The organism is Streptosporangium sp. CA-135522 (assembly GCF_050949235.1).
In the GTDB taxonomy this organism is placed as follows: Bacteria; Actinomycetota; Actinomycetes; order Streptosporangiales; family Streptosporangiaceae; genus Streptosporangium.
The window spans coordinates 8,542,165-8,562,863 of record NZ_CP192026.1; the positions used below are offsets into that span (position 1 = coordinate 8,542,165).

22 protein-coding genes, 1 tRNA gene and 1 pseudogene are annotated in these 20,699 nt (G+C 68.6%); 9 read left to right on the plus strand and 15 right to left on the minus strand.

Annotation, left to right across the window (positions count from 1 at the left end):
• The first annotated feature begins 32 nt into the window (after nt 1–32).
• Both ACQPYK_RS40240 and ACQPYK_RS40245 read left to right on the plus strand, forming a co-directional pair.
• Nucleotides 33–1,916 carry a CASTOR/POLLUX-related putative ion channel gene (locus ACQPYK_RS40240; RefSeq protein ID WP_433243666.1) on the plus strand — a complete coding sequence of 628 codons (1,884 nt, stop codon included), beginning with the start codon at nt 33–35 and terminating at the stop codon, nt 1,914–1,916.
• A 3-nt stretch (nt 1,917–1,919) separates the two neighbouring features.
• Nucleotides 1,920–2,186 (plus strand): hypothetical protein, encoded by a 267-nt coding sequence (locus ACQPYK_RS40245; RefSeq protein WP_433243669.1) that lies wholly within the window; start codon nt 1,920–1,922, stop codon nt 2,184–2,186.
• 98 nt (nt 2,187–2,284) lie between these two features.
• On the opposite strand, the gene ACQPYK_RS40250 is transcribed toward ACQPYK_RS40245, so the two are convergent.
• The 4 genes from ACQPYK_RS40250 to ACQPYK_RS40265 all read right to left on the minus strand — a co-directional run bounded on the left by ACQPYK_RS40250 (nt 2,285) and on the right by ACQPYK_RS40265 (nt 6,132).
• Nucleotides 2,285–3,595, minus strand: coding sequence for a serine/threonine-protein kinase (locus tag ACQPYK_RS40250; RefSeq protein WP_433243672.1), 1,311 nt, complete (start codon nt 3,593–3,595; stop codon nt 2,285–2,287).
• A gap of 283 nt (nt 3,596–3,878) precedes the next feature.
• Nucleotides 3,879–3,952 (minus strand) — tRNA-Lys (locus ACQPYK_RS40255).
• A gap of 261 nt (nt 3,953–4,213) precedes the next feature.
• Nucleotides 4,214–4,867 (minus strand): response regulator, encoded by a 654-nt coding sequence (locus ACQPYK_RS40260; protein ID WP_433243675.1) that lies wholly within the window; start codon nt 4,865–4,867, stop codon nt 4,214–4,216.
• On the minus strand, nt 4,864–6,132 hold the full coding sequence (locus tag ACQPYK_RS40265; RefSeq protein WP_433243678.1) for a sensor histidine kinase: 1,269 nt from the start codon (nt 6,130–6,132) through the stop codon (nt 4,864–4,866). The genes ACQPYK_RS40260 and ACQPYK_RS40265 overlap by 4 nt, the downstream gene beginning before the upstream one ends.
• Nucleotides 6,133–6,263: 131 nt before the next feature.
• Here ACQPYK_RS40265 and ACQPYK_RS40270 point away from each other — a divergent pair, with 131 nt between their 5' ends.
• Both ACQPYK_RS40270 and ACQPYK_RS40275 read left to right on the plus strand, forming a co-directional pair.
• Nucleotides 6,264–7,451, plus strand: a complete 1,188-nt coding sequence (locus ACQPYK_RS40270) for an alpha/beta hydrolase family protein (protein ID WP_433243681.1) — start codon at nt 6,264–6,266, stop codon at nt 7,449–7,451.
• A gap of 230 nt (nt 7,452–7,681) precedes the next feature.
• Nucleotides 7,682–8,056: a PRC-barrel domain-containing protein gene (locus ACQPYK_RS40275; RefSeq protein ID WP_433243684.1), complete on the plus strand. Its 375-nt coding sequence runs from the start codon at nt 7,682–7,684 to the stop codon at nt 8,054–8,056.
• Between the two features lie 353 nt (nt 8,057–8,409).
• Here ACQPYK_RS40275 and ACQPYK_RS40280 read toward each other — a convergent pair whose 3' ends face one another.
• The gene (locus ACQPYK_RS40280) at nt 8,410–8,985 is read right to left on the minus strand and encodes a nucleotidyltransferase family protein (protein WP_433243687.1); all 576 of its coding nucleotides are present in this window, start codon (nt 8,983–8,985) and stop codon (nt 8,410–8,412) included.
• An 87-nt stretch (nt 8,986–9,072) separates the two neighbouring features.
• Here ACQPYK_RS40280 and ACQPYK_RS40285 point away from each other — a divergent pair, with 87 nt between their 5' ends.
• Together ACQPYK_RS40285 and ACQPYK_RS40290 are read left to right on the plus strand one after the other, a co-directional pair.
• Complete coding sequence (locus ACQPYK_RS40285) at nt 9,073–9,609, plus strand: DUF6328 family protein (protein ID WP_433243690.1); 537 nt, start codon at nt 9,073–9,075, stop codon at nt 9,607–9,609.
• A gap of 22 nt (nt 9,610–9,631) precedes the next feature.
• The gene (locus ACQPYK_RS40290) at nt 9,632–9,781 is read left to right on the plus strand and encodes a GPGG-motif small membrane protein (protein WP_184719841.1); all 150 of its coding nucleotides are present in this window, start codon (nt 9,632–9,634) and stop codon (nt 9,779–9,781) included.
• A 421-nt stretch (nt 9,782–10,202) separates the two neighbouring features.
• Here ACQPYK_RS40290 and ACQPYK_RS40295 read toward each other — a convergent pair whose 3' ends face one another.
• Both ACQPYK_RS40295 and ACQPYK_RS40300 read right to left on the minus strand, forming a co-directional pair.
• The gene (locus ACQPYK_RS40295; RefSeq protein ID WP_433243695.1) at nt 10,203–10,916 is read right to left on the minus strand and encodes a metallophosphoesterase family protein; all 714 of its coding nucleotides are present in this window, start codon (nt 10,914–10,916) and stop codon (nt 10,203–10,205) included.
• Nucleotides 10,913–11,158: a BON domain-containing protein gene (locus ACQPYK_RS40300; RefSeq protein WP_433243698.1), complete on the minus strand. Its 246-nt coding sequence runs from the start codon at nt 11,156–11,158 to the stop codon at nt 10,913–10,915. The genes ACQPYK_RS40295 and ACQPYK_RS40300 overlap by 4 nt, the downstream gene beginning before the upstream one ends.
• Before the next feature lie 147 nt (nt 11,159–11,305).
• On the opposite strand from ACQPYK_RS40300, the gene ACQPYK_RS40305 reads away from it, so the two are divergent.
• From ACQPYK_RS40305 to ACQPYK_RS40315, 3 genes are all read left to right on the plus strand, one after another.
• Complete coding sequence (locus ACQPYK_RS40305; RefSeq protein ID WP_433243701.1) at nt 11,306–12,526, plus strand: glycosyltransferase; 1,221 nt, start codon at nt 11,306–11,308, stop codon at nt 12,524–12,526.
• A gap of 19 nt (nt 12,527–12,545) precedes the next feature.
• Complete coding sequence (locus tag ACQPYK_RS40310; RefSeq protein ID WP_433243704.1) at nt 12,546–13,541, plus strand: SDR family oxidoreductase; 996 nt, start codon at nt 12,546–12,548, stop codon at nt 13,539–13,541.
• A 184-nt stretch (nt 13,542–13,725) separates the two neighbouring features.
• Nucleotides 13,726–14,241 carry a hypothetical protein gene (locus ACQPYK_RS40315; RefSeq protein WP_433243707.1) on the plus strand — a complete coding sequence of 172 codons (516 nt, stop codon included), beginning with the start codon at nt 13,726–13,728 and terminating at the stop codon, nt 14,239–14,241.
• A gap of 112 nt (nt 14,242–14,353) precedes the next feature.
• On the opposite strand, the pseudogene ACQPYK_RS40320 reads toward ACQPYK_RS40315, so the two are convergent.
• The 8 genes and pseudogenes from ACQPYK_RS40320 to ACQPYK_RS40355 all read right to left on the minus strand — a co-directional run bounded on the left by ACQPYK_RS40320 (nt 14,354) and on the right by ACQPYK_RS40355 (nt 20,625).
• Nucleotides 14,354–15,517 (minus strand): annotated as a pseudogene (locus ACQPYK_RS40320) (IS30 family transposase).
• 167 nt (nt 15,518–15,684) lie between these two features.
• Nucleotides 15,685–15,936: a DUF4235 domain-containing protein gene (locus ACQPYK_RS40325; protein WP_433243710.1), complete on the minus strand. Its 252-nt coding sequence runs from the start codon at nt 15,934–15,936 to the stop codon at nt 15,685–15,687.
• A gap of 131 nt (nt 15,937–16,067) precedes the next feature.
• Nucleotides 16,068–16,331: a DUF6458 family protein gene (locus ACQPYK_RS40330; RefSeq protein ID WP_433243713.1), complete on the minus strand. Its 264-nt coding sequence runs from the start codon at nt 16,329–16,331 to the stop codon at nt 16,068–16,070.
• Nucleotides 16,332–16,561: 230 nt separating this feature from the next.
• Nucleotides 16,562–17,398, minus strand: coding sequence for a MetQ/NlpA family ABC transporter substrate-binding protein (locus ACQPYK_RS40335; RefSeq protein WP_433243716.1), 837 nt, complete (start codon nt 17,396–17,398; stop codon nt 16,562–16,564).
• Nucleotides 17,399–17,518: 120 nt separating this feature from the next.
• Complete coding sequence (locus ACQPYK_RS40340; RefSeq protein WP_433243719.1) at nt 17,519–18,142, minus strand: DUF305 domain-containing protein; 624 nt, start codon at nt 18,140–18,142, stop codon at nt 17,519–17,521.
• Nucleotides 18,143–18,204: 62 nt separating this feature from the next.
• Nucleotides 18,205–19,095 (minus strand): lytic polysaccharide monooxygenase auxiliary activity family 9 protein, encoded by an 891-nt coding sequence (locus ACQPYK_RS40345; protein WP_433243722.1) that lies wholly within the window; start codon nt 19,093–19,095, stop codon nt 18,205–18,207.
• Nucleotides 19,096–19,275: 180 nt separating this feature from the next.
• Nucleotides 19,276–19,638 carry a hypothetical protein gene (locus ACQPYK_RS40350; RefSeq protein WP_433243725.1) on the minus strand — a complete coding sequence of 121 codons (363 nt, stop codon included), beginning with the start codon at nt 19,636–19,638 and terminating at the stop codon, nt 19,276–19,278.
• 78 nt (nt 19,639–19,716) lie between these two features.
• Complete coding sequence (locus ACQPYK_RS40355; protein WP_433243728.1) at nt 19,717–20,625, minus strand: NADP-dependent oxidoreductase; 909 nt, start codon at nt 20,623–20,625, stop codon at nt 19,717–19,719.
• Nucleotides 20,626–20,699: the final 74 nt, after the last annotated feature.

The window sequence follows — 20,699 nt, forward strand, 5'->3', positions numbered from 1 at the left end:
TAACTCAATGTAAGGAAAGGGAGGGCTCGCCCATGAGGCGTCTGCGATATCGCTTCGACAACCTCATCGCCCGGGGCGCCTGGGCTATGACCGGCCTGCTCGCCGTCGTGGCCGTGGTCATGGCGTCCGTCGGCGCGGCCGCCATCCTCGCCCTCTCCCCACGGCCCACGGACCTGCCGTCCGCCCTCTGGTCCGGCTTGATGCGCACCATGTCGCCGGTCATGGTGACCCGCGACATCGGCTCCCCGCTCTTCCTGGCGTGCATGCTGGTTCTCGCCCTGACCGGAATCGTGATCTTCAGTGCTCTCATCGGGCTGATCAAGACGGGGCTCGACCGGAAGCTGGCCCGGTTGCGCAAGGGCCGCTCTCAGGTGCTCGAATACGATCACACCGTCCTTCTCGGCTGGTCGGAGCAGACGTTCCTGATCCTTTCGGAGCTCGCCGCCGCCAACGCCGGCAGGGGTAGGACCTGCGTGGCGATCCTCGCCGACGAGGACAAGGTCTCCATGGAGGAGGCCGTCAGGGACAGGGCCGACCTTCCCCGCCGCCTGCGCGTGGTGTGCCGCACCGGAAACCCCACCGATCCGATGGACGTGGCCATCGTCAGTCCCGAGCAGGCGCACGCGGTCATCGTGCTCGGGTCCGAGGACGCGGACTCCGACGCGAAGACCATCAAGAGCCTGCTGGCCCTTGACGCCGCGGGGGTACGGCCGGAGGTCCAGCTGGTGGCGGGCGTCCGTGATCCGCGCAATCTCGCCGCCGCCCGGCTCGCGGGCGGAGGAAACGCGAGGATCGTCGACATCGACGAGACGGCCGCCCGGATCATGGTCCAGACCTGCCTGCACGCCGGCCTCTCCACGGTCTACAGCGACCTCCTCGGCTTCGAGGGCGACGAGATCTATTTCTGCCCGCCCGGAGAGCTGGCGGGCAGCAGATTCGGCGACGCGCTGACCGTCTGGGAGAACCACTCGCTCATCGGTATGCGGCAAGAGGGAAAGGTCGTCCTCAACCCCGCCGGAGAGACGCCGATCGGCCCGGACGACCAGCTCATCGTGATCGCGGACGACGACGGCATCCAGCGGACCCGCACCTCCGCCGAGGTGAACGAAGCGGCGATCGCCGTCACCGACCGGCACGACCCCCCGGCGCGGCGCGTGCTGATCCTCGGCTGGAACGACTGCGGAGCCGCGATCGTCACGGAGTTCGACCGCTACATGCCGCCGGGCTCACAGGTGACGGTCGTCGCCGAGGACCCCCGGATGACCTCGCGGGTGAACACCCTGTCGGCCCGGCTCGACCACCTGGCTCTGAGCTGCGCGACCGAGGACGTCACCAGGCGCGATGTCCTCGAATCACTGGGTCTCGGATCCTACGACCACGTTCTGATCCTGGCCGACGACCGGGTCGACGCCCACGTCGCCGATTCGCGCACGCTCCTCACCCTTCTCCACGTCCGGGACATGAGCCAGGGCAACGGGTGGCAGCACAGCCTGGTGACGGAGATCGTCGATGACCGCGACAGGCGTCTCGTGGAGGTCACCGAGGTCGACGACTTCATCGTCAGCTCCAAGATCACCAGTCTTCTGATGATCCAGATCGCCGAGAATCCACATCGCTACGACCTGTTCGCCGACCTCTTCGACGCCGGAGGACAGGAGATCTACATCAAGCCCGCCGAGGACTACGTGCGGCTGTCGACCCCGGTCAACCACGCGACCGTGGTAGCGGCGGCGCGGGCCTATGAGGAGGTGGCGATCGGCTATCGCTCCGGTGGGAGCGGCATCGTCCTGAACCCGCCCAAGAGCAGGGAGCTCACCTTCCAGCCCGGTGACATGGTGATCGTTCTCGCCGGCGGCGGCCCTCGCGCCGGAGAGGGGACCCGCCCGGCCGGAGCACGCCGGATCGAGCACGCCTGAGCCATGACCGCCGCCTATCGCACCCTGCCCAGGAGCGCCGTCCCCGGGGCGGCGGCCGCCTCCCAGATCGTGGTCCGGATGGGAAGCGCGCTGGGTGCCGCCGTACTGGCCGTCGTCCTGCAGACTCTCACCCGCGCGGACGGCGTAGGCCCGCGGGCGTTCACCGGAAGTCTTCTGTGGAGCTTCGGGATCGGCGTGCTCGCGCTCGTCCCCGCCTTGCTGATCCCGCGGCGCTTCGGCTCCGGTCAGGTGATCTCCCCTCCGCGGTGATCATCCCGGCCGGCCCCGGGCAATTCACAGGTCGGCCCGGTCGACGCCGGGAGCCCATCCTGGGAGCCGGCAGGTCCGCCGGACGATCGCGGGCGCCGTCAACACATCGAGGGAATGCAGGTGAAGGGATTCTCGGGAGGGGACGGGAACTGTGCCGGAGGGGGTGCGGCGGTGGTCTCGGCGGCTGGTTCCGGGACGGTTCCGGGGCTCGGATCGGGTCTCGAGCGCTTCCCGGATTCGTTGCCCGTCGGCGTGTTCGTGGAGTTCTTAGTGCGGGTCGGCTTGGCGGTCGGCGCCGAAGCCCTGAGGCGGGGCGTCTGCCTGGGTACCGGAGGCGACGTCCGTCGTGCCGCTTTTCTGGTCTGTGACGGCGCAGTGGCGAGAGCCGTGCCGGAGTCCGAGGCCGAGGTGGAGGCGGAGCCCGAGGCGAGGGCCGTGGTGGAACGCGTCGGTGACTGAGACGTCGAGACCCTCCCGACGGGTGATCCCACCGGATGGCCGTCCGTGTTGATCAGCACGCCGCCCGTGACGAGCAGCGCCGCAGCCGCGCAGCCGGCGATCGTCAGGATCATCGTACGGCGGCGCCCACCCGCCGGGGGGCGCGCGGGGAGCGAGGTCAACCGGGCGACCAGGTCATCGGCGCTCGGCCGCTTGGCCGGATCCTTGGACAGGCCGGCGGTGACGAGTTCGAGCAGCGTCCCGTCCAGCCCGGAGATCACCGGCTCCTGGTTGAGGATGCGGTTGATCACCGCGGGGGTGGAGTCCGCGCCGAACGCGGGCCGGCCCGAGGCGGCGAACACCATGGTCACGCCCCACGCGAAGATGTCGGCCGCCTCCGTGGCCGCCGCCCCGCCGAACTGCTCCGGCGCGAAGTAGGACGGCGTCCCCATCAGCGGCCCGGTCGAGGCGGTGCCCGGCGCGTCCAGAGCGCGGGCGATGCCGAAGTCGATCACGACGGGACCCTCCGGTCCCATCAGGATGTTGGCGGGTTTGAAGTCCCGGTGCAGGATCCCGGCACGGTGGATGGCGGCCAGCGCGGTGGCGGTGCTGATCGCCAGCCGGTCGAGCGCGGCACCGCGCCGCGGCCCCTCGACGGTGACGAGGTCGCGCAGCGAGGGTCCGGGCACGTACTCGCTGACGATGTACGGTCGTTGGCCGGCGAGGTCGGCGTGGAGCACGGGCGCGGTGGAGAACCTGGCCACGCGCTGGGCGATCTCCACCTCGCGGAGAAACCTGTTCCTCGCGCCGGGGTCGGTCAGTAGTCCGTGGTGTAAGAGCTTGACGGCGACCTGCTCACCGGATGCCGCCCGCCCCAGGTAGACGACGCCCTGGCCGCCCTCTCCAAGGCGACCGACGATGTCGTACGGGCCCAGTCGCTGCGGATCGTCCTCCACTAACGGCTGGTTCACCCTGGCCCCCAGAACACATCAATAGGTAGGACAAAAAGCTATCAGCGTGACGGTTGGGATGTCTTGCACTCGCGATCAGCCGTGAAGACGGCCCTGTCCTCCCGCGATACCTGTCCACCCGGGAGGACCTGTCCACCCGGGTGGACAGGACATGACCACCCGGAAACAACGTGATCACCCAGGACGGTGGCGCGACCACGCGACGGACGGATCGACCAGCGAAACGGAGGCGTCCGGAAACGCGGGAAGCCCGGTCGTTATCACGACCGGGCTTCCCGTCAGGTGCGCCGCCAGGGACTCGAACCCCGGACCCGCTGATTAAGAGTCAGCTGCTCTAACCAACTGAGCTAGCGGCGCTTGACCTCGACAAGACTACCGGACTCGGAACCGTGGTCCGTACATGGAATGACATATGCCGGTCACACTCCCTTCAGCCGCCCGTCGCGGAACGCGACTTCACGCACGCGCCCACGGAGCGGGGCCGTCAACGATGAGAGCCTCGGAGCGACCGTGATCCAGACCCGGGCCCCGCCCCGGACCGCCATCCAGATCAGAGCCTTGCCCCGGACCGCCATCCAGATCGAAGCCCTATCTCGGACCGTTATCCGGATCGAGGCCCTACCCCGGGATCAGGCCCGCGTCGTGGACGAGGACGGCCGCCTGGACGCGGTTGGCCAGGCCGAGCTTGGCCAGGGAGTGGCTGACGTGCGCCTTGACGGTCGCTTCGCTCATCGTCAGCTCGCGGCCGATCTCCGCGTTGGACAGGCCCCGGGCCACCGCCCGCAGGACCTGGCGCTCACGGTAGGTGAGCACGTTCAGGCGCTTGCGCGCCGCCTCGGACTTCGACGGCCCCTTCTCGGCGAACGAGCTGATCAGCCGTTTGGTGACGGTGGGAGCGAGCATGGCGTTGCCGGCGGCGACCGTGCGGACCGCGGCCGCGAAGTCCCGCGGCGGCGTGTCCTTGAGCAGGAACCCGACCGCGCCGGCGCGCAGCGCCAGATGGACGTATTCGTCGAGGTCGAACGTCGTCAACATGATCACTTTGGGCGCCCGCGGCAACACGCCGATCTTCGCGGCCGCGGTGAGACCGTCCATGCCGGGCATGCGGACGTCCATGAGGACGACGTCGGGGTGGAGCCGGACGGCCGCGCCGACCGCGTCGGCGCCGTCGCACGCCTCGCCGACCACGGCGATGTCACCGGTGGCCTCCAGGATCATGCGCAGGCCCGATCGGACGAGGATCTCGTCGTCGACGATCAACACGCGGATCACGCGGACCCCTCCGTCTGCTCTGCCGGGAGCCGGGCGGACGTCCTGAACCCGCCGCCGGGCAACCGGCCGACCCGGAACTCACCGCCCACCAGCTCGACGCGCTCCCGCAACCCGGTCAGCCCCAGCCCGGCGCCGGGAAGCGGCTCGGCGACCGCATGGGACACGCCGTTGTCCACCGTCACCTCGAACGTCTCCGGAAGATACCGCAGGAAGACCTCCGCCGCGGCGTCGCCGGCGTGCTTGTGGACATTGGTCAGCGCTTCCTGGACCAACCGGTAGGCGGTCCGCTCCACCATGGCCGGCAGCGGGCGGACGGCCCCCTCGTCGTGCCGGCTGACGGAGATGCCCAGCGACCTCGACTGGTCGAGGAGGCGGTCGAGGTCGGCGAGCATCGGCTGCGGAGCGAGGAGGACGCCGTCGCCGTCGAGGCCGGCGGCCACGACACCGGTCGCGCCATCAGACGCACCATCGGTGTACGGCGAGCGCAGCACGCCGAGCACCTCCCGCAGGTTGACGAGCGCCTCCCGCCCGATGCCCTGGATGAGCGCGGCCGTCTGCGCGCTGCGCTCCTCGGCGGTCCCCACCTCCAGCGCTCCGGCGTGCAGGACCATCAGCGACACCCGGTGCGCGACGATGTCGTGCATCTCGCGTGCGATCCGGGTGCGCTCCTGCGCCCGGACCCGGTCGGCGCGGTCCCGCTGGTCGCGTTCGAGCCGTTCCGCGCGCTCGCGCAACGCGACGATCACCTGTCGTCGCGCGTTCACCCACAACCCCGCCACCAGCGGCAGGGCCACCAGCACCGCCAACGCCATGACGCCGTCCACCGCGGTCTCCGCCACGGCGTGCCGCTCACCGTCGACCACCGTGCCGGCCACGGCATCGGCCGCCGCGGACCCCCCCATGATCACGGCGGCGGCCAGGGCGTAGGCCACGACGTCGATCCGTCGTCGCAGGCTCGTGCCCGCGTGGTAGGAGGCGACGAACACCGCGGGCCACAGCCCGAACGACACCCAGCCCACGGCGGCCAGGACGAACAGCGGCCACCGTGCCCGCCGTACGAAGCCCGCCGCCAGCGCCGACATGACCAGCAGCGGGAGGAACCCGGGCCGGTGCCACAGCGAGGACGCCCGCACCAAGCCGTCGCCGGACACCCAGGAGAACAGGAAGACGGCCAGACCCAGTGCCCAGGGACCGACCCGATCGCTCAGACGGTTGACCCGTTTCAGCGTCCGGTCGCCGATCGGTGCCGCTTCGCCGTACTCCACGTTCCGAGCGTAGGGGGTGCCGCCGGAACGCACCCGCGACGATCGTCGCGCTGACCCCCTACGAAAGTCGCATCTTTCCAATCACCTCTCGGCCAAGGCGCTCCCGGCCGTCGCCCGGAAGGGTAATCGCCATGCAGAAAACGATTCTTCGTGGCGCGCTGGCCGCCGCCGTCGCCCTGTTCGCCTTCACGCCTCCCGCCGCCACGGCCGCCGCCGGCGCCTCCGCCGCGGTCCCGGCCTCCCCGAGCCCGACCGCCTCCACGGCCGCCGCGGGCCCGGTCGTCCTGTCCAGACCGACCGGCCCGCACCCGGTGGGCATGACATCACTGCACCTGGTCGACGACTCCCGCCCGGATCCATGGGTGGCAGAGGAGAAGTCGCGCGAGCTCATGGTCTCGCTGTGGTACCCGGCACGGGCCTCCCACGGGCGGCGAGCCCCCTACATGACCTCGCAGGAGTCGACGTTGCTGCTGAAGGGGATAGGTCTGGACGACGTGCCTCCCGACACGCTGAGCAGGACGCGGACCAACGCGGTCGTCGACGCCGCGCCACTGGGCCGCCGACACGGCCTGCCCCTCGTCGTGCTGTCACCGGGTTTCTCCCTGCCGCGCAGCTCGCTGACGGCCCTGGCCGAGGATCTGGCCAGCAGGGGCTACGTCGTGGCCGGGATCGACCACACGCACGAGGCCTCCGGCACCACCTTCCCCGACGGGCACACCGCGACCTGCGTCGCCTGCGAGTCCGAGAGCACCCTCGAGTTCGGCGCGAAGGTGACCAAGGGCCGGGCGGCCGACGTCTCCTTCGTGCTCGATCGGCTGACCGGTCCGCACCCGGCCTGGAAGGACGCGGAGGTGATCGATCCGTCCCGGATCGCGATGGGAGGTCACTCCGTCGGCGGCAGCGGCAGCCAGCGGACCATGATCGAAGACTCCCGGGTGCGTGCCGGGGTCAACCTGGACGGCACCTTCTTCGTCCCGATCCCCGACGACGGGCTCTCCCGCCCGTTCCTCATGATGGGCGCGGGCAAGGCCAACCAGTCGGGCGGAGCCGACCCCACCTGGAGCCGTGACTGGAATCACATGACCGGCTGGAAGCGCTGGCTCATGGTCGACGGCATGACCCACGGGTCCTTCACCGACTATCCGCTGGCGGCCGAGCAGCTCGGCCTCAACTTCGGTGAGCCGCTCGGCGGGGCCCGCTCGGTGGAGATCACCCGAAAGTACGTCGGCGCCTTCTTCGACCTGCACCTTCGCAAGCGATCACAGCCGCTGCTCGAACGGCCGTCCCGGCGCTACCCCGAGGTGAAATTCGAAGGCTGACAGCACCCGGAGCGGGCCTACCGACAGCCATTCGGATCCCTTCGGACCTCTTCGGACCTCTTCGCCCCCTTCGGATCTCTCGGACCTCTTCGGCCGAATCTCATGATTCGTCTTTGAACAGGACAAGCCATGGCTTTGATTCCGTACGCCTCGGCGTGCTCCGTTTAGTCCTCCCGTCATGGGTAGCAAGGGTTGAGCCCGGAGAATCAACCCAAAGGGAGATGTGCACTATGTCGTCTGAGCTCTGGACATACCGAACCGATGTCTACGACGTCAACAAGAGTCTGGACATCGCGGGCTTCCACGTGGAAGCCACGGACGGAAAGATCGGCTCCGTCGACGAGGCGACCTATGACGTCGGCGAGAGCTACATCGTCGTCGACACCGGTCCCTGGATCTTCGGCAAGAAGGTCCTCCTTCCGGCGAGCACGGTGACCCGGATCGACCCGCAGGAGCGGAAGATCTACGTCTCGCGCACCAAGGACGAGATCAAGCACGCTCCGGAGTTCGACGAGGCGACCTTCAAGGAGCCCACCTACCGTGACACGGTCGGTGAGTACTACGGCCGCTTCCCCCTGGGCGGCGGCCCCGGCGGCGTTTACTGACCCACACGGTGAACGAACAGGAAGGGCCCCGCTGCGGCGGGGCCCTTCCGCTACGTCCAAGCCCAGGGCCGTCCAGGCCAGGACCGTTCAGGCCAGGACCGTTCAGGCCAGGACCGTCCAAGCCAAGGCCGTTCGGGCCGGGACCGTCCAGGCCGGAACCGCGCCCGGGGTCCACAGCGTGTTCGCGGCAAGAGCGTAACCGTCGAGAGCGTGGTCGGGGCCAAGCCTTGCCCGTGAGGCAGGTCCGGAAGGGGAGAGGTCCGGGCGGTGAGAGGTTCGGGCCAGGAGGCAGGTCCGGACGGAGAGATGTCCGGGCCAGGAGACAGGTCCGGCCCACGGGCAAGGCCCCCGCATCAGGGCCAGGACGGGTCGCCCACGGGGTCGAGCGGGCCGGGAATCACCTCCAGCCGTTCCAGCAGCGTCAGAAAGGTGAGCGCGTACGGCGAGGCCTGCGTGACCACCGCGACCCGCTTCCAGTCGACCTGCTCGCGCAGCGCGCGCACCTGGGGCAGCAACGAGCTGTAGTCGCAAGTGTGCTCCGAAAGTGGCAGCAGCCACGAGATCACCAGGTCGGTGGCTTCCAGGACGGGCACGATCACCGCGGAGGCCTTCATCGGCTCGGCCCGCTCCAGCAGCGCCGGGGTGACGGGATGGTCGCAGATCGAGAAGATCAGATCCACCAGCCTTCCCTCGTCATAGGCCTTCACCAGCCAGTCCTCCGGCGGCTTGGCCGTCTCGAAGCCCAGCTCACGCAGTGCCTCCAGGGCGGTCGGCACGTCTTCCTGCGGAAGGACGAAGTCCACGTCGTGCAGTGAGGGCGCTGCTCCGCGCGCGTAGGCCGCGCAGCCTCCGGCGAGCGCGAACCTGACGTTCGCGTCCTTCAGGCCGGTGCTCGCCCGCTTCAGTGTTTCCAAGATCGCGTCGGTCACCTCGTGACTGTGGCTTCCCATGCCCCCCGCGTACCCCGCGGAACCGCAGGTAGGCATAGCAAAACTTGGCTCGGGTAAATGGTGCACATGAATCAGCCGGAACAGATACGGAACAAAGAGCGGAAGCCCGATGGAAGTCGCCTCACAGAAGACGCGGAGCCGGGCGAGACCCACAAGGAGCGGGTGGACAGGGAGCTCGGTGAGCTTCTTCAGGGGTTGCGAGTCGCTGTTACCGGGGTCCAGGTCCTGTTCGCCTTCCTGCTGACGCTGCCGTTCGCCGCCGGTTTCCACAAAGTGGACTCTCTCGGCCGGTGGCTTTTCTTCATCGCCTTGCTGAGCGCCGCACTGGCCTCCATCTGCTTCATCACACCAGCCGCCCAGCACCGTCTGCTGTTTCGGACCGGCTTGAAGGAGAAGATGCTGCGCCGCGCCAACGAGCTCGGCATCGCCGGAGCCGTCGGGCTCGCGATCGCGATGACCAGCTCGGTGGCGCTGGTCTCGGAGACGGTCATCAACGCCTGGCCGGCCGCGCTGTTCGGCGGGGTGATCGCGCTGGCCAGCGGCTGGCTCTGGATTCTGCAGCCGATTGTCGATCTATACCGAACTAAGGATGTTAAGTCGTGAATTGTGAGGGCAGGGGCTACTCATGGCTACTTTGCTCTGGATCATCGCAGTCGTACTCGTCATCTCCGGGATCTATGTGATCCTGGCCCGTCGCGACCTCCTCTGGGGGATCGTCCTCATCGTTCTCGGCTTCCTCGTTGGCCCCGGAGGTGTGAGCATCTTCAATGTCTGATGCGAGCCGATGGCTCGCAAAACCATCCACAATTCACATCGAACTTCAAGTCGCCCCGAATTACCTTCAGAAGCCTCAGCGGGCCGGGTGAGAACCCGGCCCGCTTCTTCACGACTTCTCCGGCTTTCGCGCCTTGCGTTTCGTGCTTTGGCGTTTCATGACTTGACTGTTCAGTGCCGTCACCGTTTCACAGCGCCGAGGTTTCCCCGCCTCGTCTCACGGCGTCGTTTCCTCGCGTCGTCTCACGACGTCGCGCTCTCATGGCATCGCGGCATCGCACTCTCACAACGTCGCGATCTCACGGCATCGCGATCTCACGGCATCACGGCCTCACGGCATCGCGGCATCGCGCCGGGCGCGTTCGCGTTCCGTCGCCTGGCGTTCACCGCCTCGCACACGATCCGGCCCCCGCGTCCCGGGACTACAGGCAGTACACCCCGTAGGACCGGCCCAGCACCGGAAGCGCCACGTTGCGCACCCTGATGCCCCCCGGGGTCACGCCCTTCTCGGTTCCCGCGTGCGCGTGACCATGGACGATCAGGTCCGCGCCCTCCGCGTCCACCGCCTCGGCCAGCAGGTAACTGCCGAGGAAGGGGTAGATCTCCAACGGCTCCCCGTGCAGGGTGTCCTTGACCGGCGAGTAGTGCGACAGCACGACCCTCCGGTCGGCCTGGAGCTCCTTGAGCGCCACCCGCCAGCGCTCCGCGATCCGCTTGGTGTGGCCGACGAACGCCTTGATCTCGGGTTCGCCGAAGTCGCTGGCGCACTTGCCCGCGTATCCCCCGCCGAAGCCCTTACCGCCGACCACGCCGAGCCGTACCCCGTCGATGTCGAGCACGGTCGCGTCGTCGTGCAGGACCGTGATCCCGGCGTCGGTCAGCAGGGCCGCGATCTCCGCGGGCAGGTCGGAGTGGTGGTCGTGATTGCCGAGCACGGCGACCACGGGGATCGGCAGGTCGCGGAACTCGTCCGCCACCACTCGTGCCTCCTCCAGTGTGCCGTGCCGGGTCAGGTCTCCGGCGAGCAACAGGACGTCGGCGTGCTCTTCGATGTCGTGCAGCCGTTCGCGGTAGCGTCCCCTGAAGCTCTCGTCCATGTGCACGTCTCCGACCGCCGCGATCCGCAGCTCTCTCACAGCTTCTCCTCCTCTCCCGGCTCCCGGACGTCCATGACGGTGATCTCGTTGTGCAGCGTCAGGCCGGGAGCCGCCTCACCCGCCACGTCGGCGATCAGCGTGCGGCGCTCGGCTCCGGTCACCTGACCGCGCAGGTAGAGCTGCTCTCCCCGGACGTCCACCCGGATGCCGAGTTCATGGGTTCTCTCATCCTCAGCCAGTGCGCGCTGTACGCGCGCGGCGATGTACTGCGGAGCCTCCATCGTCGAACTCCTCTCGTCAAAACGATCGCGTTCCCGAGAAACCCAAGGTCAAACGCGTTTAAAACCCTCACGAGGGGAAGGAGAGCCGGTTGGATGCCTAAGACGCAGGCACACTGCTGTCGCATGTCGTGCCGCGGAGCCGCATTCATGAAGATCGCAATGGTGTCCGAACACGCCAGCCCCCTGGCGACCGTCGGCGGTGCCGACGCGGGCGGGCAGAACGTCCACGTCGCCGCCCTCTCCCGCTCGCTCGCCGCGCAGGGACACGAGGTGACCGTCTACACCCGCAGGGAAGACCCCGGCCGGCCGGAAGAGGTGAGCCTCGCCCCCGGAGTGACCGTGATCCACGTACCGGCCGGCCCCGCCATGACCATGGACAAGGACGACCTGCTGCCGTGGATGCCCGACTTCAGCCGGTGGCTCGCCCAGCGCTGGCACGCGGCTCCGCCCGACATCGCCCACAGCCACTTCTGGATGAGCGGCCTGGCCACGCTGGCCGCCGCCAGGGACACCGCGGTGCCGATCGTGCACACCTTCCACGCCCTCGGCGCGGTCAAGCGACGCCACCAGGGGAACGCCGACACCAGCCCGCACGAGCGCATCGAGACCGAGGCGCTCGTCGCCCGCCAGGCGGACGCGGTGATCGCGACCTGCGCCGACGAGGTGGCGGAGCTGGGGCGGATGCGGATGCCCTGCGCCTCCATCCATGTGGTCCCCTGCGGCGTCGACCTGGACGCCTTCACCCCGGCGGGCCGCACGATGGACCTCGGTCCCGGGCCGATCCTGCTCGCCATCGGCCGGGCGGTGCCGCGCAAGGGCGTCGAGACCACCATCCGGGCCCTGCGCCACGTGCCGGACGCCACGCTCGTGATCGCGGGCGGCGCCCCCGGCGAGCCGGAACCGGCGCGCCTGATGCGGATCGCCGGAATGTACGGCGTGGCAGACCGCGTCCGGTTCCTCGGCCGGGTGGATCGGGAGGACGTCCCTGTGTTGATGCGCGCGGCGGACGTCGTGGTCAGCGTGCCCTGGTACGAACCGTTCGGCATCGTGCCGCTGGAGGCCATGGCCTGCGGCGTGCCGGTGGTCGCCTCGGCCGTGGGCGGGCACCTGGACACGATCGTTCCCGGCGTCACCGGCCTGCTGGTCCCCCCGCGCAAGGCCGCGGTCCTCGGCCGCGCTCTGCGCGGGCTGCTCGCCGATCCTTTCCTGCTCACCGCGTACGGCGTGGCCGCCGGAGAGCGGGCGAGGTCACGCTACGGCTGGGGCCGGATCGCCGCCCAGACCACCGCCGTCTACACGGACGTGCTGGCCTCTCTCGGCCGGTCATTCGGTATGAGCCGTGCCTGCCCGGGTACGGGAGCCGCCTGAACCGGAGGAGGAACGGACCATGAAGAACAAGGTCGTAGTGGTGACCGGGGCCAGTGGCGGCGTCGGCCGGGCGGTGGTCCGGCTGCTGGCCGAGCGTGGCGCCACGGTGGCGCTGATCGCCCGGGGCGAGACCGGTCTGGGATCCGCCGCGGTGGAGGCCGGTGCGGCGGGCGGCTCCGGGCTGGTCTACGAGGCCGACGTCGCCGACTACCGACAGGTCAGGGACGCCGCCGAACGGATCGAGAGGGAGGTCGGGCCGATCGACGTCTGGATCAACGTGGCCTTCTCCTCGGTCTTCGCCCCCTTCACCGAGATCACACCTGAGGAGTACGAGCGGGCCACCCAGGTCACCTACCTCGGCTATGTCTGGGGCACGCGGGCGGCGCTGGATCTGATGCGCCCGCGCGACCGGGGAACGATCGTGCAGGCCGGATCGGCGCTGGCCTATCGGGGCATCCCGTTGCAGGCGGCCTACTGCGGGGCCAAGCACGCGGTCAAGGGGTTCACCGAGTCGGTCAGGACGGAGTTGCTGGGAGAGCGCAGCGGGATAAGGATCACCATGGTGCAGCTCCCCGCGCTGAACACCCCGCAGTTCTCCTGGGTGCTGTCCAAGCTGGGCCGCCATCCGCAGCCGGTACCGCCGATCTACGAGCCCGAGGTGGCCGCCGAGGCGCTGGTCCACGCGGCCGAACATCCCGAGCGGCGCGAATACTGGGTGGGCGGTTCGACGGTCGCCACGCTGCTCGCGCAGCGGCTCGTCCCCGGGCTGCTCGACCGCTATCTCGGCCGGACCGGTCAGGAGAGCCAGCAGACCGGGGCCCAGGCCCCCACCGGCATGGCCAACCTGTGGAAACCCGCCGACGACGACAAGGACTACGGCGCCCACGGCACTTTCGGTGACCGCTCTCACTCTCACAGCCTGCAGGCGTGGCTCTCCCGGCACCGCCGTCTGGCCGCCCTCACGCTGGTGGGCGGAGCCGTCGCGGCCGCGATCACCCGCAGGTCGAGAGCCTGACGAACGCCGGGCGGGAGCCCGGCGAGCGTCATCGAACGCGAAGAACCCCCGGTCCCTTCGGGGCGCTTTCGAGGGGTCGTCGCAACACAGGTGATCGTTTGCTGGCGACAGTCAGCATAGCGAGGTGGTCACCGCTGGGCGTCCTTCCGAGGGCGGCCAGTCCGTCCCGGGAAGGACATGCACCATGTCTGGTCCGGGAATCCTGGTCCGGCCTGAGAACCAACCCACGAACCTGATCGTCACACCACGCATGAGGTCATTTCAACGAGCGGGCGCGTGGCTGGCCGCGTTCGTCATCGGCCTGCCCGCGCTGGGCTTGGTCGCGGTGATCGTCGCGCTGTGGGGGCGGTCGTGGGTGCTGTTCTCGGTGACGTACCTGGTGCTGTTCGTACTGGCCTATCTCGCAGGCCTGATCCTGCTCGCTCCGCTGCGCTTCCGGCCGGACTGGCTGCGCGCGCTGGTGGCGGCCGTGGCCGTGTACGCGATCGCGTTGGTCACGCCGTTGGTCGACACGATGACCCAGTATCCGTACCACGTGGTCAGGTGCGGCAGCCTGCCCGTCGTCGCCACCGGCTTCGCGGCCGCCATGAGCTACAACGTCTCCGGGGACGAGGACTACGCGGTGACGCCGTTCGACGACACGTTCTTCTGCACAGAGAAGGAGGCCAAGTCCGCCGACTACCACCACTACGACTTCTGACCCGGATCCCGGGCCCGACAATGTTCGGGCAAAATTGCGATGTCGTCCCGCAACCGGCGGGGCGTCGAGCCTGAACCCTTAGGGCGATGCCGCAGGACCGCCTCCTGCCAGGTCAGGCGCAGGCCGCCAGAAGCGCCGCGAGGCGTTCAGCCGGGGTGTCCCAGTCGAGCGTCTTTCGCGGTCTGGAGTTGAGTTCAGCAGCGACGGCGTCGAGGTCCTCGCGGGTATGGACCGACAGGTCGGTGCCCTTGGGAAAGTACTGGCGCAACAGGCCGTTGGTATTTTCGTTGGAGCCACGCTGCCAGGGGCTGGCCGGGTCGCAGAAGTAGACGGGCATGTCAGCGGCGATGGTGAACTCTCGGTGGCGGCCCATCTCGCTGCCCTGGTCCCAGGTCAAGGATCGCTTGAGATGGGCGGGCAGCGTGGCCATGGTCTCCACCAGGGCGTCGCGCATGCGCTCGGCGCTGCGGTCGATCGGCAGGTGGACGAGCATCACGTAGCGTGTGGTCCGCTCGACCAGGGTGCCGATGGCCGATGCCTGGTTCTTACCGATGATGCAGTCGCCCTCCCAGTGGCCGGGCACGGCGCGGTCCTCGACGTCGGCCGGCCGCTCGCTGATCATGACCATGGGTGTGACGAAGCGGGGCTGGCGCTGCTGGGCCAGGCGGCGAGGCTTGCGCATGGTGCGGCCCGTGCGTAGGGCCCGGGCCAGCTCACGCCGTAGCTCACCACGCCCTTGGACGTAGAGGGCCTGGTAGATCGTCTCGTGAGCCACGTGCGTCTCCGGCCGGCCAGGGAAGCTCCTGCGCAGGCTCTGGGAGATCTACTCAGGACTCCAGCGTTCATGCAGGTGGTCTTGAATGAAATCACGTAGCTCGGGATTCTGGCCGATTTTGCCGAGCTTGGGACGTGGGCGGCAAGCCCGCGCTCGGGCGTGTGCCGCGTGGGGCCGATACTGCCCGTTGGTGGGGTGCCGGTTACGGCGGATCTCTCGGCTGATCGTGGAGGGCGCACGGCCCAGCTCGCGCGCGATCGCTCGAATCGATACGTCCGCACGCAACGAGTCGGCGATGTGGATCCGCTCATCCTCACCCAGGTATCGAGACGAGCCGCGGGCTTCGATGTGCCTGGTTCTGCCTGGATAGACCGCGACTGCCAGCGCATCTCGCGCTGGCAGTCGCGTCCCCTTCTTCCGCCCCTCAGGTCGACCGCGTAACCACTCACGTCCGGTCCGTTCGTTCACGCCGACGATTTGGCACGCCTGCCGGTTGGTGATCCCTTGCTGCACCAGAGCAAGGTAGTGCTCTCGCTCTTTGAGCAGCTTTCGGGGTCCCTGGGCTGAACGGTCTGCACGGATCTCGAAGTCCATCGCACTCCCCGAGCTGGGGTGTTGCGACGACCGCTAGAAGGAGGGCGGAAAGGGCGGGGGTTCTTCGCGTGAGCTCACTTGCCGGTGGCCCGGTGGATGCTCCGCGCCGCAGACCTGTCGATCGCGGCCTTGACCACGCCGAAGATCGCCCCCTGGACGGCGGACGCGATGAGGACCTCCCGCCAGCCGTACTCGTCGGACGTCGCCTGAGGCGCGTCGTCCTTGCCCGAGGCGAACTTCCAGATCTGCTTGAAGATGGCTCCGGCGATGGCACCGCCGATCATTCCGCTGACCGCGCTCGTGCTCCGGGATACGATCCTGCTCAACGTCCTGTCCTCCGTTCACACGTGATGAAAGACCACACCTACCCGGCACAATGGGGCGCTAACGGATCGCCCAGGACACAACGGGTAGGCAAGGCCTTCGATGTTCGGCTCTCATGCCGGGAGTGACCGGATCACACGACCGGCGGGTCGGTGTAGTCGCGCTCCTCGTAGACACGGCGGTGGGTCACCGGGTCCTCGACGACGGTGGTCGTGGTGGGCGCCACGGCGCGGCGGGCGAGGTTGATCCGGTAGAGCGCGAACAGCAGCCACACGAGACCGCCGAGCATCAGGATGACGCCGAGGATGTTGATGTCGAACCCGGCGATGTCGAACTCGACCGCCCAGGTGAAAATGGCGCCGAGCATGATGAGGATGATGCCGCCTGCGATGGTCATGGAATTCCCTCCTTCGAGCCAACGCCTCATCCCCTATCCCCCACACGAGTCTCAAACGTCGCGCCGGAGAGTACGGCCGTCCCGTCGGCGCCGCAGGGCCGATGAGCTCGGAAAATCCGCAGGCCCGATGAGCTCGGAAAAGACGTCCGCCGCCCGGTCGCCGGCCGGGAGGTCCGGCGGGCGAACGGGCGGCGGCGAGCCCGATCCGGCGGCGCGAAGGCGCCCCGAGGTCACTTGGTGGCGGGCAGGACCGCTCCCTTGTACTTGTCCTCGATGAACTTCTTGACTTCCGGCCCCTGGAGGAGCTCGGCGAGCTTCTTGATGCGGGGATCGTCCACCTTCGCGGGAACGGTCACCAGGCCGTTGGCGTAGGGGTTGTCCTCGCCCTTCTCCAGGACCAGGGAGTCGGTGGCGGGCTGCAGGCTCGCCTCCAGGGCGTAGTTGCCGTTGATGATCGCGGCGTCCACGTCCTCCAGGGAGCGCGGCAGCTGAGCGGCCTCCAGGGGCTTGAACTGCAGGCCCTTGGGGTTGTCGGCCACGTCACGCTCGGTGGCCTTGACGCCGACGCCCTCCTTGAGGGTGATCACACCGTTGTCGGCGAGGAGCTTGAGCGAGCGCCCCAGGTTGCTCGTGTCGTTCGGCAGGGCCACCGAGGCGCCCTGGGCGAGCTCGGAGACGTTCTTGATCTTCTTCGAATAGAGGCCGAGCGGCTCGATGTGGACCGGCGCGACCCAGCTCAGCTTGATGTTCTTCCCCTTGGAGAACTCCTCCAGATACGGGATGTGCTGGAAGTAGTTCGCGTCCAGGTTGCCCTCGTCGAGCTGCGTGTTGGGCTGGACGTAGTCGGTGAACTCGACGATCTCCAGGTTCAGCCCGGCCTTGGCGGCGAGGTTGTCCTTGACGTATTTGAGCACCTCACCGTGGGGCACGGGGTTCACCCCGACCTTGAGCGGTGCATCGGCCTTCGGTGCGGCGGCGGATTCGGCCGTGCCGGTCGAAGACCCACCGCATGCGGCGAGGCTCCCGGCCAGGATCAAACCGGTCAGGACCCCGAGCAACTTGCGCATGACTCTCCCCAATTTCCCTTATATTCAGTAGGAAATATTGCATACCAGGGAGCGTGCGAACAAATCGATCACGGTCGAGCGGCTCGGGTCACTGGCCCAGGAGCATCAGAAACCGCTCGGTCACTGGCCCAGGAGCGCCAGAAACTGCTTGATCTGCGCCGAACGTGAGGCCTCGATTCGCGCGGCCAGCGCCTTGACCTCACGGCTCAGGCCGTCGGCCAGCTCCATCCTGGCCATCTGCACGGCGTCGTCCTGCTGAGCGATCATCATGTTGAGGAACTTCTTCTCGAAGTCGGCCGGGGCCGCGTCGGCTATCGCGGCGATCTCCGCCTTGCTCGCCCCCGGCATGCCACCGTGGGCGGCGTGCTCGTCGGGCTTCGCGGTGGGCGGCTGACCCCAGCCGATCAGCCGGTCGGACATCGAGGCGGACTCCACTTCCTGGGTCGTGGCGATCGCCGCGGCCAGCGTCTTGACCTCCGTACGGGCGGGCCGGTTCGGCGCGAGCCGGGCCAGCTCCACGCCCTGGCCGTTGTGGGCCATCATCATCTGCAGGAACATCACGTCGGTGGGATTGAAGTCCCTGCCCGTACCGGTCGCCGTGCCCGGAGTGCGGGCGGCGCCGTGCGCCGCGTGCCCGTCGCCGTGCGCCGCGTGACCGTCGTCGTGGAGCTCCTGGATGCTGTGGGCGCCGCAGCCGGTGAGCAGCAGGACCCCCAGAACGATCAGGGCCGCACGCTTCGTCATCGGACTCCTCCTGAAGGTGACATCCGAACCGGGGCGGCCCCGGCCGCCCCGGTCACGCCGGCTCAGACGCGCTGCCACAGCGAGGGGACGTTCGGCGGCTCCCAGCCCGGCAGCGCGGTGTGCGGCTGCAGGCACTGGTAGGTCAGGCCACCGTAGGTCACCCGCGCACCCGTCGGGTAGGCGGTGCCCGCGCTCCAGGTGCCACCAGGCTGGGACGAGGTCGGCGTCGGAGTGGGTGTCGGCGTGGGGGTGGGCACGGTCGGCGTCGGAGTGGGTGTCGGGGTGGTCGGCGTGGGAGTGGGTGTCGGGGTGGGGGTGCCGCCCCCGCCGAAGTCCACGTCGGAGCAGGTGTAGAAGGCCTCGGTGCTGCCCACCACACGCTGCCAGATCGAGTAGACGAGCTGGCGGCCGCTGCGCTGCGGGAGGTTGATCGTCCAGTTGGTAAACGTGCCGGGGTTCTGGTTGTTGAATGTCTGGATGTGCTCCAGGTCCGACCAGCGCAACGGCTGGGTCGGATTCCAGCTCTGCTTGGTGATGTAGAACTCGAAGTTGCTGTTCGCGTGGGGCGCGGTCGCATGGTAGGTGATCGTCAACGGTCCCGATGAGACCCGCGTGGCGGGCCAGTCGGCCCTGGCGAGGTCGAGACCGCGATATTTGTCACGCCCGGCGCTGCACAGCTTGCCGTCCGGAATGATGGCGCGGTGATTGCCGCCCGCCTCCAGCCGGGACACTTCGTGCCAGTCGTAGAACGCCTGGGTGCCACCGGCCGCGACGGCCGCCTTGCACGCTTCCGATTTGGGAGTCTCCGGACCCTCCGTCTTGCAGACGTAGGCACGGCTGGGCGGGTTCGACATGGATCCGTGAGCGACCGCGGGTGCGGACGGTAACAGGGCGAGCAGTGACCCGACGGTGAGCACGGCGGCGCCGGTGGCCACCTTGTGTCGCAGGTGCACGTGGACTCCTCCTATGGGGGGATGGAGGTGGGACATGTCCAACGGCCGACGGATAGCACGTTATTAACAAGAAACCTTACTAAAAATTTGGCCACCGGCGCCATACGTTGACCGGCATCCGAAGAGGAATCCCCGCCTCATGCCCCGCCCGTAGCGGAGCCGGCCTTCCGCGGCGAGGGCTCAGGAGAAGGCGTAGCACTCGACTTCGGCCCGGCGCCGCGTCAGCCCCGCCGCCATCGAGTCCTGGACGCACGCCGATTCCCGCTTGCTCAACGTCAGGTCTCCACAGACCGTGACCCCGGAGTACGTCCGGCAGTCCAGGGTGGAGTCCTCCTCTCCGATCCGGTAGTTGTTCCTGACCTCCGCCCGGCATTCGCCGCGCAACCGCGGCGTATCGGCGTATTGACACTGGTCGAGCATGGCCTGGTACTGGTCCCGGCTGACCGGCGTGTCATGATCGGACGCCTGTGCCGACGTCCCCGTGGCGACGATTCCAGAAGCGGCGGCCATGAACAGCACCGCCGCATACATGAGTTTTCCCACGATGGCTCCCCCCGCCATACGGTCCCTCAAAACGGACTTTACAGGGGAAAAGTCACTTGTTGTATGCGTGTCGGCATTTCACCCCACAGTGAGAACGACCTTGCCGCGGCCGTGACCGGCCTCGACCTCGCGGTGGGCGTCGGCGGCGTGCTCCAGCGGGTAGCTCCGGCGGATGGGGAAGGTGAGCTTGCCGTCGGCGTAGAGGTCGGCGAGCTCGGCGAGGCGAGAGGCCAGCCGTACTCCCCTGGTCACCTGGACGCCCAGCGCCTCGGCCTTGTCGTGCTCGACCAGCGTGATGATGCGTTCGCCCTTGACCAGCTGCAACGAGACGTCGAGCGCCGCGCCGCCGGCGCCGTCCAGGACCATGTCCACCCCGCCGGGAGCGAGGGCACGCACCCGCTCCAGCAGGCCGTCGCCGTAGGTGACGGGGATCGCGCCGAGCGCGCGCAGGTATTCGTGGTTCTCCTCGCGCGCGGTGCCGATGACCGTCGCCCCCCGCAGCCGGGCGAGCTGCACCGCCGCGGTGCCGACCGAACCGGCGGCGGCGTGCACCAGGATCGTGTCGCCCTGCCCCACCCCGAGCTGCTCCAGGGCGATGTGGGCCGTCTGGGTGCCGGCGGTGAAACCGCCCGCCACCTCCCAGGGCATGTTCGCGGGCTTGGCCGTGACGTTCTCGGCCGGGACCACGACGTACTCCGCATAGGAGTTCAGCAGGGCGAACCCCAGCACCTCGGCGCCGACGGAGATCCCGCCCACCCCCTCGCCCACCTGGTCGACGATCCCGGCGAACTCGTTGCCGGGAATCCGGGGCAGACCCCCGGTCACCCCGCCCGGAGTCCACCCCTGGCGCACGGCCACGTCGAACGGCTGCACACCGGCCGCCTTCACCCGCACCCGGACCTGCCCCGCGCCCGCCTCGGGCGTCTCGAACTCCGTCACCCGCAGCACTTCAGGTCCGCCGAACTCGGAAAAAGCCGCCACCCTCATCACAGAACTCCTTCGCTCGCCTCTACTGGGATCCACCATGCAACCTCAACCAATATTGAGGTCAATGGGCGCGA

Excerpts from the sequence above, each read along its gene's own strand:
- ACQPYK_RS40355 (WP_433243728.1), bottom strand. The coding sequence starts at position 20,625 with ATGAGGGTGGCGGCTTTTTCCGAGTTCGGCGGACCTGAAGTGCTGCGG.
- ACQPYK_RS40270 (WP_433243681.1), top strand. The coding sequence starts at position 6,264 with ATGCAGAAAACGATTCTTCGTGGCGCGCTGGCCGCCGCCGTCGCCCTG.
- ACQPYK_RS40330 (WP_433243713.1), bottom strand. The coding sequence starts at position 16,331 with ATGACCATCGCAGGCGGCATCATCCTCATCATGCTCGGCGCCATTTTC.
- ACQPYK_RS40305 (WP_433243701.1), top strand. The coding sequence starts at position 11,306 with ATGAAGATCGCAATGGTGTCCGAACACGCCAGCCCCCTGGCGACCGTC.
- ACQPYK_RS40340 (WP_433243719.1), bottom strand. The coding sequence starts at position 18,142 with ATGACGAAGCGTGCGGCCCTGATCGTTCTGGGGGTCCTGCTGCTCACC.
- ACQPYK_RS40310 (WP_433243704.1), top strand. The coding sequence starts at position 12,546 with ATGAAGAACAAGGTCGTAGTGGTGACCGGGGCCAGTGGCGGCGTCGGC.
- ACQPYK_RS40300 (WP_433243698.1), bottom strand. The coding sequence starts at position 11,158 with ATGGAGGCTCCGCAGTACATCGCCGCGCGCGTACAGCGCGCACTGGCT.
- ACQPYK_RS40290 (WP_184719841.1), top strand. The coding sequence starts at position 9,632 with ATGGCTACTTTGCTCTGGATCATCGCAGTCGTACTCGTCATCTCCGGG.
- ACQPYK_RS40245 (WP_433243669.1), top strand. The coding sequence starts at position 1,920 with ATGACCGCCGCCTATCGCACCCTGCCCAGGAGCGCCGTCCCCGGGGCG.
- ACQPYK_RS40335 (WP_433243716.1), bottom strand. The coding sequence starts at position 17,398 with ATGCGCAAGTTGCTCGGGGTCCTGACCGGTTTGATCCTGGCCGGGAGC.
- ACQPYK_RS40285 (WP_433243690.1), top strand. The coding sequence starts at position 9,073 with ATGAATCAGCCGGAACAGATACGGAACAAAGAGCGGAAGCCCGATGGA.
- ACQPYK_RS40275 (WP_433243684.1), top strand. The coding sequence starts at position 7,682 with ATGTCGTCTGAGCTCTGGACATACCGAACCGATGTCTACGACGTCAAC.
- ACQPYK_RS40315 (WP_433243707.1), top strand. The coding sequence starts at position 13,726 with ATGTCTGGTCCGGGAATCCTGGTCCGGCCTGAGAACCAACCCACGAAC.
- ACQPYK_RS40240 (WP_433243666.1), top strand. The coding sequence starts at position 33 with ATGAGGCGTCTGCGATATCGCTTCGACAACCTCATCGCCCGGGGCGCC.